Genomic DNA, 15,845 nt, shown 5'->3' with positions numbered 1-15,845 from the left:
CCTCACCACCCGACCCCCACCACACCGAGGAACCCTCGAGATCGCTCGGCCGTTAGGATCGACGCGACATCCACGACCGAGGGGGGCAACGAGATGTGGAGTACTTCGCCGAGCGAGCCGAGCGAGCCGAGCCAGCCGAGCGGAGGCACGATCGTGCCACCGGTGCTCTACCTGCCGGTCATCGATATGCCGGACGACCAGGGCCGGATGTTCGCCGTGCGCCCGCTGACGAACGGTCGGACCGGCCTGCTCGCCTACACGGCGCTCGATCGCCTCGCGGCGTGCTGCGGCGAGCAGCAGCCGTGGGTGATGCTGCCGACACCCGAGCTCGGTCGCGTCAAGCAGGCGCAGGCATTCGACGTCGTCGCCTTCGATCTGCCCGTCCCCACGTCTCAGAGGAGCGGAGGACGAATCGCGTGACCGACATCTATGTGGACCGCGACGGCATGGAGATCCGCCTCCGCGAGGTGGTCGCCCGCATCGACGACTCCGACGCCGCGCTCGCCGACCTCCCGTCCGCGCCCGATGCGGGAATCGCGACGTCGATCATCGCCCTGGTGGCGTCGGCGGGAGCCGAGGCCGCCGGCGTCGCCAACGACGCGACGAGGGCGCTGTCGGCGATCACGAACGACGTGCTCGCCGACATGACCCTCACGAACGAGGAGATGGCCGAGGAGATCCGCGACATCGAGGAAGAGCTGGACGAGCCGTGAGCGTCGATCTCCACATCCCCGGCGACCCTGCCGCAGTCCGCGCACTCGGCGACTGGATGTCTCGCATGAGCTCGTCGCTCGTCGACGTCGATCTCGAACTGGCCTACGTCGCGGGCCAGAGCGAGAACTACCTGCGAGGAGAGGCAGGCAGCGCTTTCCAGCGGACGGCGACCTCGGTCCGCAACCGGTGCAGCCCGGCGATGAAGTACCTGGGCGACGCGGCGCCGGTGCTGCACGCCTACGCCAACCGGCTCGACCGGGGGCGCGAGGACTTCGACTCCTATCTGACGCAGGCGGCAGACCGCGGACTCACGGTGCACGGCAAGGTCGTGCTGGAGCCGACCACGGATCTGGCCGCGTGCCCCACCGCGGATGCGGACCCCGAGCTGATCGCCGAGTGGGACGCGTTCATGTCGCGGGTCACGACATACAACGACCTCGCCACGCGGGTGGGCACGTGGTGGGGTGAGCTCGAGACGTGGTGCTCCGAGAACTTCGCCTCGCTGATCGCCTGCCTCGAAGACCTGTCACCGCTCGACGGGATCGTCGGTGAACTCGCCTCCACGGATGCGAACAAGACCGTCGTCGACGCCGCGCTCGAGGCGGCCGAGACCCGCACGGAACGCGACCTGGCCGACTGGCGTACGGTGGCGCAGCAGATGCAGGACGACGCGGACACCTTCACGGACCAGCTGAGGTCCGGCAATCCCGCGACACAGGCGGCGGCAGAGGCCGCCAACCCGCGGGCGATCCGCGAAGGCATGGAGGAGCTGCTCGATCACGTCGAGCAGGTGAGTCGCATCGGGAAGATCATCCCCATCGTCGGCCCGGCGATCGAGATCGTCACGATCGGCGCGGCGATCGCCGACGGGGAGTCCGGGTCGTCCGCGATCGCGGGAGCCGCCGGCGGCGCGGCGGGCGGTGCCGTGGTCGGCGGTGCGATCGCCGCGGCCGGCGGTCCCTTCGGATGGGTGGTCGGCGGCGCCGTGGTCGCGACGGTCGCCGTGGGCTCTGCTGCCACATGGGCGTGGGAGGCCTGGGTGCCGGTCGACGCCAGGGAATCGATCGACGAATGGCTCGAGGACGGTACGCGCCTGTGGCAACCACCGCAGCTGGCAGGATGAACGGCGGATGCAGATGAACACCATCGCCCGATCGCCCCATATCGTCGACGGCTCGCGATCCGTGCACCCGAAGGGACGGTTCCCCGTCGCCGCCCTGGCGATCGTCGGTATCCTCCCTCTGCTGCCCCTGCTGCTGGCGGTGGTGGATTCCCGGCCCGGCTTCCGCCTCGTCATGCTGTCGCTCGCCGTGTACGCCGGGATGCTGGCCATCGCCCTCGCGGTCTGGGTGAGGTCGCTGCGGGAGCGACTGGTCCGGATCTCGACGACGGGTCCGTTGCGTCTCACGCCGGACTCCCGGGTCCGTGCCGTGCTCTGGCTCGTCCCGATCATCGGACTGATCCCGGCCGCGATGACCGTCGTCGTCCAGACATCGGGACTCCCGACGATGGGCGGCCGACTGCTGGAGTGGGGACCCTACGTTCTCGGGATCGTCTCGCTCGTCGGACTCGCGCGTGAGGTCGTCGCGCTCCGTCGCCCGCTGGGCCTGATCATCGACGAGCGCGGCCTGCACGGCGTGCGCGGTTCCACGCCCCTCGAAGTCTCCTGGGATGACGTGGGAGCCGTCGCCCCGGTAGGACCGCAGGGTCCGAAGGTGATGATCGAGATCGCCGGCCGGGCGCCGGCGATGATCGACGCGCATCACCTCGGATCGGACCCCGCCGCCGCCGCCGCCATCGTCGCCTTCTTCCGCGATTCCCCTGAGCACCGTCCCGCTCTGGCCGACGGCATCGCGGCCATGCGGACGATCACGGGCGAGCTCCAGGCCTGACGCGCCCTGACGCCGCCGTCAGGCGAGCCCGCGCTCGTCGAGCCAGCGCTTCGCCACGAGCACCGGAGCCCGCTCGACCCACGCGTCCGCGATGATCTCCGCCAGCCGCTCGCGGTCGATCGCATCCAGACGAACGAGCAGCCCCGGGTACCCGTCGAAGTGCGGGATGGTGAAGAGGATCTCCGGTTCGGCAGCGAGCATCTCGTCCTTCTGCTCGAGGCTCGCGACGCGCACGCCGAGCACGGGTCCGTCGGGCCAGTCGCGGCCGAGATCCGCGAGCTGGCGCCGATCCACGCCGGTCGCGCCGCGGATCCAGGCGATGTGCCCCGTCTTCAGCCTCCACCCCGGCTCGCCCGTGTGTCCGTTGACCCGTTCCGAGACGCCGGGCAGCGCGAGCGCGATGTCGCGCACGTCCTCGAGAGTTGCCATTCCGTCATAGTCCTCCTCCCGCCCGGCTGTCACAATGACCCCATGACCTCCGAGTGGACGCTGCCGCCGTCGCACGCCGACCTCGCAGCGCGCGGCGCGGCAGCCCGCAAGCGCACCCCGCGCGGGGCGCTCGCCACGATCGCCGACGCACCCCGCGACCCGCTCGGCATCCTCGAGACGCAGAACCGCACCCGCATCCCGGAGCTCGTGCCGCTGCGCGCCGAGCGCATGTCGGCGAGCCCTTTCGCGTTCTACCGCGGGACCGCCGCCCTCATGGCCGCCGACCTCGCCGACGCGCCGCACAGCGGCATCCTCGTCGCGTCCTGCGGCGATGCGCACATCTCGAACTTCGGGTTCTACGCCTCCGCGCAGCGCAGCCTCATGTTCGATCTCAACGACTTCGACGAGGCCGCGTGGGCGCCCTGGGAGTGGGACGTCAAGCGCCTCGTGGCGAGCATCGTCGTGGGCGGTCAGTCGACGGGACGAGCGGATGCCGTGATCGACGAGGCGGTCCTCGCCGCGGTGAGCACCTATGCGCGGGGCATCGGTCGCGCGACGGCGCTGAGTCCCACCGCCCGCTACTTCACGCACTTCGACGTCGAGTCGACCCGCACCTCGCTCGACAAGGAGTCGCGCAAGGCCATCCGCGCCGCGGTCGCCCAGGCGCAGAAGCGCACCGGTGATCGGGCGGTGCGCAAGCTCACGGCGGCGGATGCCGACGGCCGACGCCGCTTCCTGCACCAGGAGCCGACCACGTCGCCGATCGACGACGAGCGGCGGGCGCTGGTGCACGACCTCGTCATGCAGTACCGGCATACCGCCAGCACCGACATCGCGTTGCTGTTCGAGCACTACTCGGTGAGCGACGTCGCCCGACGCGTCGTCGGCGTCGGCAGCGTCGGCACCCGCTGCTACCTCGTGCTGTTCCAGGACGGCGAGGGGAACACGCTGCTGATGCAGCCCAAGGAAGCCGGCCGCAGCGTGCTCGTGGAGTACGGGCGCATCGAGCAGCCGCCGGGACTCGTCGGCATCATCGAGGCCCATGGAGAGGGCGCGCGGGTCGTCGCGATGCAGCGGATCCTGCAGGCGCTGTCCGACCCGTTCCTCGGTCACCTCCGCAGCCCCGTCGCCGACTTCTACGCGCGGCAATTCCACGACATGAAGGGCAGCGTCGACTACAACGCGTTCAGGGCCGCCTCGACGCTCTGACCGATCAGCGGACGATGCGCACCGTCCGCACCTCGAACGGACGCAGCGACAGCTCTCCGCCGAGGCGTCCGCCCTCCAGGTCGTCCTCGATCAGCGTCACCTCGCGCATCTCCCGGTGCTCGAAGGCGGCCTCGAGCGTGCCGACCGCGCGCCGACCGAGCGCCTCGTACATGCGCACGATCACGTCGCCCGAGCCGTCGTCCGCGAGCTTGACCCCGGAGACGACGATCCCCTCTCCCTGCACGGAGACGAGCGGCTCGACCTCCCGAGCGCCGCGCACCACGGTCGCCGGGGCGTTGAGCACGATGCCCTCGGCCGTCGCGATCGCGGCATCCGCTCCGATTACGAAGCCCACCTCGATCTCGTGCGGCCCGTGGTCGGTGTCGGGGTCGGGGAACCGCGGAGCGCGCAGCAGCGAGAGCCGCACGGTGGTCGTGACCGCGTCGTCGGCGACCTCGCGAGACGTGTCGTAGCCGTAGATCGAGTCGTTGACGAGCGCGACACCGAAATCGGGCTCCCGCACCAGCACGAACCGGTGCATCGATGCCTCGAACTTCGCCGCCTCCCAGCTGGTGTTGGTGTGGGTGACCCGCGACTGGTACCCGAACTGGGTCTCGGCCTCGGTGTGCGTCGCCTGGATGTCGAGCGGGAACGCGAGCTTCAGCAGCTTCTCGGTCTCGTTCCAGTCGATCTCGTTGCGCAGGAGCACGGTGCGCGACCCGGGAGGCAGCAGGATCGTCTGCGCGATCGTCGACTCCGAGAAGGTCCGAGCGACCTTCACCGCGGCGACCCCGTCGACGAGCTCCGCCGAGATCGACGTCACCGCGGTGAGGTCCTCGACGCTGTTGCGGTAGAACCGGTCGATGTCCCACGCGTCCCACATGTTCGGGAAGTCCTGGTGCAGCTGGAGCAGGTTCGCCGCACGGCCCTCGGCGACGGCCTCGCGCCCCGTCGCCCGGTCGACCGCCGACACGATGAGCCCCTCGCCCGAGACGAGCACCGACACGAGCTCGTTCTCGAGGCGCCACCCTCCGGCATGCTCGACCAGAGAGACGGATGCCGGTGCCGGGTCGCCGTCCGCCGGTCCGCCGTCCGCCGGTTCGGGCATCAGCGCCGCGCCGAGCGCCCGTCCCCCGCCGACCGAGGTGGGGACGAACCGCAGCGCGCGATCGCCCTCGCCGGCGAGCGAGCGCCGCGCGGCGGCCGAGATGCCCTCGGCATCCGACAGCACCTTCGTGAGCACGTCGACCGCCTCGCGATGCACCCAGGCGATCGACGTCCCCGGCAGGATGTCGTGGAACTCGTGCAGCAGCACGGTCTCCCACAGCCGATCGATCTCAGCCTTCGGATGGTCGGCGCCGGTGCGCACGGCATCCGTCGCGGTCCAGAGCTCGGCCTCGATCAGCGCCTGCTCCGCCCAGCGGTGCAGCGCCTTGGTCGCGTGCTGACTCGTGAGGGTGCCGCGATGCAGCTCGAGGTAGAGCTCGCCGACCCAGACGGCCGGATGCGGGATCTCGGCGCGGGCGGTCTCGAAGAACGCATCCGGATGCTGCCACTCGACCCGCGCACTGCCCTCGAGGTCGCGCAGGCGCCGACCCTTGTCGACCATCTCGCGGGTCGTCCCGCCGCCGCCGTCGCCGTACCCGACCGGGGCGATCGACCGGGAGCTGACGCGGTTCTCCTTGAACTGGCGCGTCGCCTTCGCGAGCTCCTCGCCGCTGAGGGTGGCGTTGTAGGTGTCCATCGACGGGAAGTGCGTGAACATGCGCGAGCCGTCGATCCCCTCCCACAGGAAGGTGTGGTGCGGGAAGACGTTCTGCTGGTTCCACGAGATCTTCTGCGTGAAGAACCACTCGAAGCCCGCCCGTCGCATGAGCTGCGGGAGGGCCGGCGAGTAGCCGAAGCTGTCGGGAAGCCACACGCCCTTCGAGCGGATGCCGAACTCGCGCTCGAAGAAGCGCTGCCCGTAGGCGAACTGCCGCACGATCGACTCGCCCGTCGGCATGACCGTGTCGGACTCCACCCACATGCCGCCGAGCGGCAGGAAGCGGCCGTCCGCGACCGCCGCTCTCACGCGCTCCCACACCTCGGGGCGGTGCTCCCTGAGCCACGCGTACTGCTGCGCACTCGACATCCCGTAGCGGAAGTCGGGCTGCTCCTCGATCAGCGTCGTCATCGAGGAGGTGGTCCTGGCCACCTTGCGGATCGTTTCGCGCAGCGGCCACAGCCAGGCGGAGTCGATGTGCGCATGGCCGATCGCCGAGATCCGATGCGCACTCGCTTCGGCGGGCGCGGCGAGCACGTCGGCCAGGGCGGCACGCGCGACGGATGCCGTCTCGGCGACCCGCTGCAGGTCGAGGGCGTCGAGCGCGTCGTCGAGCGCCTGCAGGATGCGCATGCGACGAGGCGACGTCGCGGGCAGCTCGGCCTGCAGCTCGAAGAGCACCTCCAGATCGAGCGACAGGTCGTAGACCTCCGTCTCGAACACGGCCAGGTCGAGACGCCGGGTGCGATACAGGGGCTCCCGCGCCGAGGTCCGCACGTCGCCCTGCTGCGTCGGCGCGAAGGACGGGAAATCGAGGATGAGCGGGTTCGCCGCTGCTTCGAGCAGCACCTCGACGGACTCGCCGCCCTCGGCGGCATCCGTGATCGCGATCCACTGGTTGCGCGGATTGATGCTCTTGATCGGCGTGCCGTCCGGCCGATATGCGAGCGCCTCGCACTGGAAGCCGGGCATGTGGTCGGTGAACCCGAGATCGATCAGCGCCTCGACGCGCCGGCCCGTCCACTCCGTCGGCACCGCGCCCGTCAGCCGGAACCACGTCGTCGACCACGCCGGCCCCCACGGGCTCGGCACCGCCGCCGGAGCGAACTCGAGCGCGAGCCCCTCGGTCGGCGGGATGGGCTCGCCGGGAAGCTCGTGGACCTCGACGCTCAGCGGGACGGATGCCGAGTGGATGGCCGGACGCACTCGCTCGTCGAGCACCCTCCGGACGCGGCCGACGGTGAGCGAGGTGTCGTCATGCATGCAGCTGTTCTCCAGTGAAGAGCGGGGGCGGGGGTGCGAGGTGCGTGGAGGGCGGGTTTTCTCACCCTAATTTACTAAAGGCTTTTACCACGCCGGAGATCCGTCGTAGAGTTCACGGACCGGTTCCCGAAAGGTCGACGATGCCCCACTCTGCCGCCCCCGTGCGCTTCGGCGCGAACTACACGCCGCGTTCCCAGTGGATGCATGCCTGGATGTCGCTCGACCTCGACGAGGTGCGCCGGGACTTCGAGGCGCTCGCCGAGCTGGGCCTGGACCACCTGCGGATCTTCCCGCTGTGGACCGTGCTGCAGCCCAACCGCACGCTCATCCGACCCGAGGCGATCGACGACGTCCGTGCCGTGGTCGACGTGGCGGCGGAGTTCGGCCTCGATGCGAGCGTCGACGTGATCCAGGGGCATCTGTCGAGCTTCGACTTCATCCCCTCCTGGCTGTTCACCTGGCACGACAAGAACATGTTCACGCATCCCGATGCGGTGAGCGGTCAGGCGGAGCTCGTGACCCGGCTGGGCGAGCGTCTCGGCGACGCCCGCAACTTCCTCGGATTCACCCTGGGCAACGAGACGAACCAGTTCTCCGCGCGGACGCACCCGTCGCCGTGGCCGGTCACCGAGGCCGAGGCGGCGAACTGGATCACCACCCTGCTCGACGCCGCCCACGCATCCGCGCCGGGGCAGCAGCACGTGCACAGCGAATACGACGCGGCCTGGTACATGGACGGCCACGGCTTCACCCCGGCGCTGGCGTCGCGCCTCGGCGACATCACGACCGTGCACTCGTGGATCTTCAACGGGACGGCGCAGCGCTACGGCGGCCGCTCCGTCGCATCCGATCGGCACGCCGAGTACATGATCGAGCTCGCTCGCGCGTTCCAGACGGATGCCGCGCGGCCGATCTGGCTGCAGGAGGTGGGGGCTCCGTCGAACTGCCTCACCCCCGAGCAGACCCCCGACTTCCTCGAGGCGACGCTGCGCTCGGTCGCACGCACCGAGAACCTCTGGGGCGTGACCTGGTGGTGCTCGCACGACGTCAGCCGCAGCCTCGCGGACTTCCCCGAACTCGAGTACACGCTCGGCCTGGTCGACCAGGACGGCCGGGCGAAGCCGATCGGTCGACGCTTCGCAGAGCTCATCCCCGAGCTGCGAGAGCGCCGCGAGGCACCCGTGCGGACGCTGGGCATCGTCGTCGAGGTCGACGATGATGAGACGCCGGTCAGCCGCGGCGCGATGAGCCCCGGAGGAACGATCTTCCAGGCCTGGGTCGACGCCTGCGAGGCGGGTGCGGACCCGGCGTTCGTGACGTCGAAGGATGCCGACGACGCGGCACTGCTCGCATCGCGAGGCATCACCGAGCTGGTGCGCCCGACCGTCGAGCCCTGGTCGTACGAGTCGCAGAACACCGTGGTCGAGCACCGGGCGGAGTGAGCGCGGCGGTCACGTCACACGGTCGTCGCCTTCGCCATCGCGGCCTGGACAGCACGTCCGAGCTGCTCGGGGCTCTCGTAGGCGATGGTGAACTTCGCTTCGGAGATCGCCTGCCCCCGGCTACGACCCATGTTGTGGTACGGCTGGAACGCGACCACAGTCGGGATGTCCGCGCACGAAGCGTAGATTCGAACGTACCGAGCGTGGCGAAGATACTCCGACCACGACTTGGCCTTCCGCATCTCGAGCACTTCCCCTCCGGGCGGATCGGTCCGCATATTCCGCGCGGGAAGGAATTGACGATTCGATCGTGACAATGCTTCGAGTACTGTAGCGCCGAGCACGTCGGCGTCGTCCAGAGAAGGGAGGGTCAGTGGTGGTCCATCCGTGATGCTGAACCCGTTCAGGGTGTCGGAATGGACGTCGATGAAGACCATCCCCTTCGGCTTGAGGATCACCTGGATCGAGCGATCTCTCACACCATGACGCCACTGCAGCTGGATCCGCCGACGTTCTTTCGCCAAGAATGCCGCACGCCTCTCTCGCAGCTCTCGTTCGCGAGCCTCCTTCTCATCACGAAGCCGGCGCTCCCATCGACGGCGCTCGCGTCGTCGCTGCCACCACCCCATCAGAGAGTCGCCTTCGCCATCGCAGCTTGGACAGCACGTCCGAGCTGCTCCGGACTTTCGAACATGATCGAGAATCGTTCCTCGGAGATCGGCGAGAAACCTCCGCGCGGGCCGTCATTGCTCTCCGGAGTGATCGTGATCTCGCGGATCACCTCATCGAAGTGTGCATCGACGCCCAGGCTCCTGACTCCGCGCATGTAACGCCCGTAGCTCTGCACACCAAGCCACGCGAGGAACTCTCTATCAGGCGGATCCTCACGAAGGTTCCGATATGGGAGCGGTCTGCGATTCGACGCTCGAAGCGCGTCCAGGACAACCGCGCCGAGACGCTCAGGATCATTCATGGACTCGACCACCAGAGGAAGCCCATCTCCGATGTCTGCCAGCCCAGTCATTTCGGAATAGGTCTGCACGAAGACACTCCCATCGCGCTGGAGGTGGACGCTCACGATGTGCTCCTTCATCGCACGACCTCCACGATCAGCTCCACCCCTCGCTTCTCCGCGTAATCGGCCACAAGACCCAGCACCTCGGACTGCTCGCTCGTGGCGTTTCGGGGGACTCCGATGTGCAGGACTCTCTGAGTGATCTGCGATTCCCTGATGACGAAAACGCCTCGCTGATCACCTTTGAACGAAGCAACCTTGTCCACATACCGCTTCACCAAGCTCTCCAATCTCGTCGGATTCTGATAAGTCTTCGAGGCCAGGTTGATGGTCTTGATGCTGATGGCGATCCCCTTGTCCTTGATCCATCGATCGATCTTCGGAAATCCGGGCGGAAGGTTTCCGCCGAGCTTGGATTCGATCGCGAAGCCGCGCAGAACAGGCGGCATCGGCCAAGTCGAGTTCGACAGCCGATTCGCGAGCTCGTCGAGCGTCTTCAGGGTGCGACACACCCCGCGCGCGTTCTGGATCTCGGGCGAATCGACCTCATCGAGCGCGGTGATGCCCTGAGAGACCAGCAGCCAGCCGTCGTCGAGCCGCCCCGCGGCCCGCTCCCAGGCGGACGCCGTCTCGCGCAACCGGCCGGGATCGCCGTCGGGCCAGATCAGACCGCACGCGTCCCGCACCCACTCCCAGCCCACGGGCGGATCGCCGATCGCGCCGCCCGTCGCGCTCGCGAGGGAGATGCAGCGCGCCTCTCCTGCGGTGTACGCGAGCGGCTCGGCGGGAAGCACGGAACCGCCCGTGACGTCCGAGTACGCCTCCGCGCGCGCGTGGTTGAAGCCCGACTGCTGCAGCAGCGCGCCGACGTTCGCGCTCGCACGTCCGAGGTCGTCGATCGCCTGCGCCGTCGGGCCCGCCACGCCGTCGTACGCGATCGCCCACTCCGCGCCCACGGGATCGTGCCCCGCGAAGCCGCGCAGGCCTGACAGATCCGACACGAGGCCATCCGCCACCCGACGCACGTCCGAGGCGAGGTAGTCGCCGAACATCCGCGCGGCGGAGGCGTAGGCCGTGGGATCGACGCAGATCAGCATGCGCTCACCCCCACATCGAGGAGTTCGCGGACACCGCCGCGGTGTAATTGCCGTGCGCCCCCGACAGCGCGCGGTGCATCTCGTCGAGCGCGGCGATCATGCGGCGCGCATCGTCACGCCACTCCGCGCCCGAATCGGCTCGGGCGGACGCCGACGCCCCCTCCCAGGCCGCATCCATCCGTTCGGCGATGCCCTCGGCCTCCTCCAGGGCGTCGAACAGCTCCGCACTCACGGCCCGGGTGTCGTCGAGCATCTGCTCCGCGTGCGCGGTCCGCATCGTGAACATCAGCGGGCGCCCATCATCCGGGCGAGCGAGGGCGGGATGCTGTCGGCCAGCACCTCCGTCACCTCGGTGTTCGCCTGCTCGCCCGCTACGAGGTCGGCGGTCGCGGCCCGGATCGCATCGACGAGCCGGTGCAGGTCCGCCGCGCACTCGGTCGCGGCGGCATCCCACCGGTCGAAGGCCGCACGGAACTGCGAGGCGGACGCACCGGTCCACCCCGCACCGAGGAACTCCTCCATGTCCGCGCGCTCACGTGCGAGCCTGCCGTCGATGCGGTCGCCGATGTCGTCGAGCCGCCCGGCCTCATGAGCCAGCGCTCCGAACTCACCCCGGATGATCATGCGTCGACGCTAGCCGTCGATATAACCTCACATGGCTACATCCACAGATATACCGGAGTACGTTCGACGCGCGATGCGCGCCTCAGCGAGCGGCGCCGGTGCTCTCCCGCACGGTCAGTCTCGGCACCGCGGCGACCCGATCGGGCAGCACCTCGGCGGCCTCGATCTGGTCGAGCAGGAACTCTGCAGCATCCGCACCGAGGCGGAACGTGTCGCGGGTCAGGCACGTGAGCGACGGGCGCACGAGCGCCGCCACCGTGGAGTCGTCGAACGCCGCGATCGACAGATCCGCCGGCACCCGGATGCCGAGCTCCTGCGCCGCCCGCAGTCCGGCGATCGCCATGACGTCGCTGTCGAAGACGACGGCCGTCGGGGGCGCGTCTGCGGAGAGCAGCCGACGCAGGGCAGCGGCTGCGGCATCCGGAGTCGTGTCCGTCGCGACCACCGCGCTCGCGACGCCCTCGGATGCGAGCGCGTCGAGCGCCTCCGCACGCAGCCGCGTGTGCTGGAACGCCGCCGGACCGGAGACGTAGCCGATCGACCGGTGGCCGAGGTCTGCGAGGTGTCCGAACAGCTCCGCCGCGACCGCCCCGTCGTCCACGCGGAGCACGGCAGGATGCCCCTCTCGCGACCCGATGCTGCCGATCACGATCGCCGGCAGCCCGAGTGCGACGAGCGCCGCGAGCCTCGGATCGTCGTCGACCGGATCGATCACGATCACGCCGTCGACCTGGTTCGCCGCGCGCAGGCGGCGATAGGTCGTCATCTCCTCCTCGACCGACGAGACGAGCACCATCTGCATCGCGAGGCGCCGGTTCGAGAGCGCCGACTGGGCGCCGGCCACCAGGTCTGTGAAGAACGCCTCGGCGCCGAGGGTCTCGGCGGGCCGGTTCACCGCGAAGCCGATGACGCCCGCCCGTGCGCCGACGAGCGCCCTCGCTGCCGAGCTCGGCTGCCACTGATGCTCGTCGGCGATGGCGAGGATGCGCCGCCGCGTCTGCTCGCTGACGCCCGGTCGGCCGTTCAGAGCGAAGGACACCGCACCGGGAGACACCCCGGCGAGACGCGCGATGTCGGTGATCGTCACGCGTCTCGCCGAGCTCATCCCCTCACTGTAACGAGCGACTCCCCGTCGCCCGCGTCGTGCGCCCCCTCAGATCTTCACGTCTCCGACGAGGTTGACCCTGATGCCCATCCCGTCGAACATCGCGGCCTTCGCGACGAGCGCCTTGTCGGCGGTCTCGGCGTCGGGCGCGTAGACGAGCTGCGCATGGTTGGCCTTGTGCCTGGCCATGAACTGGTCGCGAGAGATGCCGTGCAGCACGACGTGGGCGATCGGCCACTCCGGGTTGGTCGCGTCCTTGCGGCGCTGCGTCTCCTCCGCGGGCAGTTCGACGACCGAGGCGCGGAAGATGTCGGCCTGCAGGATGCCGTCGGCGATGAAGACGCGCGACAGCACGACCTCGCCGGGCTTCGAGACGCCGTTGATCGTCGCGCCGCCGGCGGGGAAGAACACGTGCCCCTGACGCCACCCCTCGGCGTTCTGCCATCCGCCCAGGTGCGAAGCGGGCACGGAGCCCGAGATCTCGTACACCCACACGAAGTCCCCGCCGTGGTCCTCACCCCAGCGCACGTCGTGCAGGGTGTTGTCGGGCACGAGGCCCATCGCACGCCACACCCGGTCGGTGACGAGCGCGTCGACCGCGACGCCCTCGTCGGCCTCGTTGAAGTGCGGGAACGCGCGCCCCTCGTGCAGCACGCGCGAGCCGTCACGCGAGGTCACCGGCGGGCGCTCGGTCGAGTTCAGGATGCCCTCGGCCAGGTCGGATGCCGGGACGAGGTCCTTCAGACCCTGCTGGTACTGGATGCCGACCGCGTCGAGCCCGAAGTCGTCGGCGATCCGGAGGGCGGCGATGTACATCTTCAGCTGCCACTGCACCTGCTCGCGGGTCAGCTCGGTCGCCGCATCCTCTCCGTAGACGAACGTCATGCCGGCGTCGATCAGCCAGTCGTAGGCGGCGTCGGCCTCGGCATCCGTCACGTTCAGCATCTCGGCATAGAGCGCCGACTGCGACAGACGCTCCTTGTAGATGCCGGTCTTGTTGAGCAGCTCGTCGTCGAAGATCGCGTTGTACATGCCCATGCAGCCCTCGTCGAACACGCCGATGATCGCCTTCTCGGCGCGCAGCTCGGCGGCGAGCGCCTCGCCCAGCTGCTTCTCGGGGCTCTCGGGGAGCTCGGGCAGCGGACGCACGTGCGAGGCGTCGTGGGTGATCGCCCCGGTCTCGGTCCACTCGCGGATGCCGTCACGGAACCACTCGTCGGTGAAGTCGACCGACCAGATCGTGGCATAGGGCTTGTCCATCTTGGTGAGTCCGGCATTGAGGCCGAGCAGACCGACGAGTCCCGGCCAGTCGCCCGCGAAGTTCGCGACCGTGAGGATCGGCCCCTCGTGCGTGCGGAGTCCGGCCAGCACGTGGTGCGAGTACTGCCACACGGCCTCGGCGACAATGAGCGGAGCATCCGTCGGGATGTTCTTGAAGACCTCGAGACCCATGCGCTGGCTCGAGATGAAGCCGTGGCCGGTCTCGGGATCGACGTCGTTCGCGCGGATCACGGTCCACCCGAGATCGTTCAGCACGCCGGTCACACCGGCCTCCAGCTCGACCTGGGTCGGCCAGCCGGCGGTGTTCGCCGATTCGCGCAGATCGCCCGAGGCGATGAGGTACGCGGTCCGGGGTGCGGATGCCGGGCGGGATGCCGGTGCCGGCAGGGTGTATGTGGTCATGATGCCTCCGCTTCGAGGGTGGTGGGGTCGATGGATGCCGACGGCGGTCCGGCGGCGCCGCGCTGGTCGGCGGCGAGTTCGTGGACGATGTCTCTCGTACCGCCGTACAGGCGCACGTAGCGGTCGAAGAGCGTGTCGTAGCGGTCGCGGAGCTCCGCACGCGGGGTGACGGTCTCGGCGACCGGGTTCCAGTCCGTGATCTGCGGCGCCTCGGCGTCGGCGATCGCGACGGCGGCCAGGAAGGCGGCGCCGTAGCTCGCGCCGATCGTGGTCGCGGGCACCTCCTGCACGAGTCCGGTGACGTCCGAGACGATCTGCAGCCAGAGTCTCCCCTGCGTGCCCCCGCCGACCGCGACGATCCGGCGGATGTCCGCCCCTGCGGCGCGCATGGTCTCGACGTTGTGCCGCACTCCGAGCGCGGTGGCCTCGAGGGCCGCCCGGTACAGGTCGCCCCGGGTGTGCTCGAGCGTGAGCCCTGCGATCACTCCCCGCGCGTCGGGATCCTGGATCGGGGTGCGCTCCCCCGCGAAGTAGGGCAGCATCAGCAGGCCGCGCGCTCCGGGACCGGACGCGTCCGCCTCGGCCAGGAGCTGCGGATAGTCGGCATCCGTGAGGTCCTTGAGCCAGGCCGTCAGCGCGCCCGACGTCGAGAGTCCGCCGGCGAGGTTGCGGGTGCCGAGGAAGGCGCCGGCGGTGGTCCACATCGACGGGGTCCGCAGCGTCTCGTTCCCGGTCGCGACGCTGTTCGTGAAGACCATGAACATGGTCGTTCCGTACATGAGCATGAGATCACCGACCTCATGCGCTCCCACGCTGACGGCCTCGGTCCAGGCATCGATCGTGCCGGTGATCACCGGAGTGCCGGCGGGGATGCCGGTGAGGGCGGACGCCTCGGCGGTCACCGTGCCCGCGACGTCTCCCGCCCAGGTCAGCGAGGGGCGCTCGATGCGTTCGGCGTAGCGATCCCAGAAGGGCTCGTGCCACCGCTCCGCCTCGATCTCGTACAGCGGCGAGACCTGACTCGCGGACTGGTGGTCGAGCACGTAGGCGCCGGTGAGCCTGCGCACCAGCCACGACGCGGGCATGAACAGACGCCGTGCGCGGGTCCAGACCTCGGGCTCCTCGTCGGCCACCCACACCATCTTCGGACCGCCGGCCTGGGACGTGAGGGTCGAGCCACCGATGCGCACGATGTCGTCGACGCCGAGCTCGGTCGTCATCCGCTCGATCTGCGCGGTGGCCCGCGTGTCGACGCCGTAGAGGATCGCATCGCGCACGGGCTCGTCGTGCTCGTCCGCGAGCAGGATGCACGGCCCCATGCCGCTCACGCCGACGCTGACGATCTCGGCATCCGGGGCCGCAGCGACGAGCTCCCGTGCGAGAGCGGCGAACTCGTCCCACCACACGCGACCATCCATCTCGACCCGGCCGGGTCGCGGACGGCTGACCTCATGCGCCCGCGTCGCGGACGCGAGGATCACGCCGTCGGCGTCGACGAGCACGCCCTTGCTGCTCGACGTGCCGATGTCCACCCCGAGGGTGCAGCGCATGGCGTCCTCCTTGATCGCGTCCCTCGACACTGTACGCGAAATCGATTTCATGATGCA

The 15,845-nt window shown here is 69.5% G+C and carries 16 protein-coding genes; 6 read left to right on the top strand and 10 right to left on the bottom strand.

Annotated elements, in window-relative coordinates; all coding sequences use genetic code 11:
* Nucleotides 1–153: 153 nt before the first annotated feature.
* Genes A4X16_RS10010 through A4X16_RS09995 form a run of 4 tightly spaced genes read left to right on the top strand, consistent with a single transcriptional unit; the run spans nucleotide 154 to nucleotide 2,606 of the window.
* Nucleotides 154–420, top strand: a complete 267-nt coding sequence (locus A4X16_RS10010) for an SAV_915 family protein (protein ID WP_231880327.1) — start codon at nucleotides 154–156, stop codon at nucleotides 418–420.
* A complete protein-coding gene (locus A4X16_RS10005; RefSeq protein WP_067120101.1) occupies nucleotides 417–713 on the top strand; it encodes a hypothetical protein in 297 nt (98 codons plus the stop codon). The genes A4X16_RS10010 and A4X16_RS10005 overlap by 4 nt, the downstream gene beginning before the upstream one ends.
* Nucleotides 710–1,837, top strand: a complete 1,128-nt coding sequence (locus A4X16_RS10000) for a hypothetical protein (protein ID WP_067120099.1) — start codon at nucleotides 710–712, stop codon at nucleotides 1,835–1,837. Before A4X16_RS10005 ends, A4X16_RS10000 begins: the two co-directional genes overlap by 4 nt.
* Before the next feature lie 7 nt (nucleotides 1,838–1,844).
* Nucleotides 1,845–2,606, top strand: a complete 762-nt coding sequence (locus A4X16_RS09995) for a hypothetical protein (RefSeq protein WP_067120097.1) — start codon at nucleotides 1,845–1,847, stop codon at nucleotides 2,604–2,606.
* 18 nt (nucleotides 2,607–2,624) lie between these two features.
* Here A4X16_RS09995 and A4X16_RS09990 read toward each other — a convergent pair whose 3' ends face one another.
* Nucleotides 2,625–3,035, bottom strand: a complete 411-nt coding sequence (locus A4X16_RS09990; RefSeq protein WP_067120095.1) for an MmcQ/YjbR family DNA-binding protein — start codon at nucleotides 3,033–3,035, stop codon at nucleotides 2,625–2,627.
* 42 nt (nucleotides 3,036–3,077) lie between these two features.
* Here A4X16_RS09990 and A4X16_RS09985 point away from each other — a divergent pair, with 42 nt between their 5' ends.
* Nucleotides 3,078–4,244 carry a DUF2252 domain-containing protein gene (locus tag A4X16_RS09985; RefSeq protein WP_082914401.1) on the top strand — a complete coding sequence of 389 codons (1,167 nt, stop codon included), beginning with the start codon at nucleotides 3,078–3,080 and terminating at the stop codon, nucleotides 4,242–4,244.
* A gap of 4 nt (nucleotides 4,245–4,248) precedes the next feature.
* Here A4X16_RS09985 and A4X16_RS09980 read toward each other — a convergent pair whose 3' ends face one another.
* Nucleotides 4,249–7,272 carry an alpha-mannosidase gene (locus A4X16_RS09980; protein WP_067120093.1) on the bottom strand — a complete coding sequence of 1,008 codons (3,024 nt, stop codon included), beginning with the start codon at nucleotides 7,270–7,272 and terminating at the stop codon, nucleotides 4,249–4,251.
* A 140-nt stretch (nucleotides 7,273–7,412) separates the two neighbouring features.
* Here A4X16_RS09980 and A4X16_RS09975 point away from each other — a divergent pair, with 140 nt between their 5' ends.
* Nucleotides 7,413–8,714: a glycoside hydrolase 5 family protein gene (locus A4X16_RS09975; RefSeq protein WP_067120091.1), complete on the top strand. Its 1,302-nt coding sequence runs from the start codon at nucleotides 7,413–7,415 to the stop codon at nucleotides 8,712–8,714.
* Between the two features lie 14 nt (nucleotides 8,715–8,728).
* Here the strand turns inward: A4X16_RS09975 and A4X16_RS17825 are convergent, their stop codons facing one another.
* From A4X16_RS17825 to A4X16_RS09935, 8 genes are all read right to left on the bottom strand, one after another.
* Complete coding sequence (locus tag A4X16_RS17825) at nucleotides 8,729–9,151, bottom strand: hypothetical protein (protein ID WP_157560099.1); 423 nt, start codon at nucleotides 9,149–9,151, stop codon at nucleotides 8,729–8,731.
* Between the two features lie 191 nt (nucleotides 9,152–9,342).
* The gene (locus tag A4X16_RS17820) at nucleotides 9,343–9,792 is read right to left on the bottom strand and encodes a hypothetical protein (protein ID WP_157560097.1); all 450 of its coding nucleotides are present in this window, start codon (nucleotides 9,790–9,792) and stop codon (nucleotides 9,343–9,345) included.
* An 11-nt stretch (nucleotides 9,793–9,803) separates the two neighbouring features.
* Nucleotides 9,804–10,826, bottom strand: coding sequence for a hypothetical protein (locus A4X16_RS09960; protein ID WP_067120084.1), 1,023 nt, complete (start codon nucleotides 10,824–10,826; stop codon nucleotides 9,804–9,806).
* Nucleotides 10,827–10,830: 4 nt separating this feature from the next.
* Nucleotides 10,831–11,112 (bottom strand): WXG100 family type VII secretion target, encoded by a 282-nt coding sequence (locus tag A4X16_RS09955; protein ID WP_067120082.1) that lies wholly within the window; start codon nucleotides 11,110–11,112, stop codon nucleotides 10,831–10,833.
* Nucleotides 11,112–11,450, bottom strand: coding sequence for a WXG100 family type VII secretion target (locus A4X16_RS09950; RefSeq protein WP_067120080.1), 339 nt, complete (start codon nucleotides 11,448–11,450; stop codon nucleotides 11,112–11,114). Before A4X16_RS09950 ends, A4X16_RS09955 begins: the two co-directional genes overlap by 1 nt.
* Nucleotides 11,451–11,532: 82 nt before the next feature.
* A complete protein-coding gene (locus A4X16_RS09945; protein WP_067120078.1) occupies nucleotides 11,533–12,555 on the bottom strand; it encodes a LacI family DNA-binding transcriptional regulator in 1,023 nt (340 codons plus the stop codon).
* Nucleotides 12,556–12,603: 48 nt separating this feature from the next.
* Entirely contained in the window at nucleotides 12,604–14,238 is a 1,635-nt protein-coding gene (locus A4X16_RS09940; protein ID WP_067120076.1) for a fucose isomerase, read from the bottom strand.
* On the bottom strand, nucleotides 14,235–15,788 hold the full coding sequence (locus A4X16_RS09935) for an FGGY-family carbohydrate kinase (protein ID WP_067120108.1): 1,554 nt from the start codon (nucleotides 15,786–15,788) through the stop codon (nucleotides 14,235–14,237). Before A4X16_RS09935 ends, A4X16_RS09940 begins: the two co-directional genes overlap by 4 nt.
* Nucleotides 15,789–15,845 lie beyond the last annotated feature (57 nt).

It is taken from the genome of Microbacterium sp. H83, assembly GCF_001650405.1.
Lineage (GTDB): Bacteria > Actinomycetota > Actinomycetes > Actinomycetales > Microbacteriaceae > Microbacterium.
This window is presented reverse-complemented; position numbering and strand designations above follow the sequence as displayed.

Coding starts and splice junctions, on each gene's coding strand:
- A4X16_RS09980 (WP_067120093.1), bottom strand. CDS start 7,272: ATGCATGACGACACCTCGCTCACCGTCGGCCGCGTCCGGAGGGTGCTC.
- A4X16_RS09940 (WP_067120076.1), bottom strand. CDS start 14,238: ATGACCACATACACCCTGCCGGCACCGGCATCCCGCCCGGCATCCGCA.
- A4X16_RS09960 (WP_067120084.1), bottom strand. CDS start 10,826: ATGCTGATCTGCGTCGATCCCACGGCCTACGCCTCCGCCGCGCGGATG.
- A4X16_RS09985 (WP_082914401.1), top strand. CDS start 3,078: ATGACCTCCGAGTGGACGCTGCCGCCGTCGCACGCCGACCTCGCAGCG.
- A4X16_RS09975 (WP_067120091.1), top strand. CDS start 7,413: ATGCCCCACTCTGCCGCCCCCGTGCGCTTCGGCGCGAACTACACGCCG.
- A4X16_RS09955 (WP_067120082.1), bottom strand. CDS start 11,112: ATGTTCACGATGCGGACCGCGCACGCGGAGCAGATGCTCGACGACACC.
- A4X16_RS09935 (WP_067120108.1), bottom strand. CDS start 15,788: ATGCGCTGCACCCTCGGGGTGGACATCGGCACGTCGAGCAGCAAGGGC.
- A4X16_RS09950 (WP_067120080.1), bottom strand. CDS start 11,450: ATGATCATCCGGGGTGAGTTCGGAGCGCTGGCTCATGAGGCCGGGCGG.
- A4X16_RS09990 (WP_067120095.1), bottom strand. CDS start 3,035: ATGGCAACTCTCGAGGACGTGCGCGACATCGCGCTCGCGCTGCCCGGC.
- A4X16_RS09945 (WP_067120078.1), bottom strand. CDS start 12,555: ATGAGCTCGGCGAGACGCGTGACGATCACCGACATCGCGCGTCTCGCC.
- A4X16_RS09995 (WP_067120097.1), top strand. CDS start 1,845: ATGCAGATGAACACCATCGCCCGATCGCCCCATATCGTCGACGGCTCG.
- A4X16_RS17825 (WP_157560099.1), bottom strand. CDS start 9,151: ATGGTCTTCATCGACGTCCATTCCGACACCCTGAACGGGTTCAGCATC.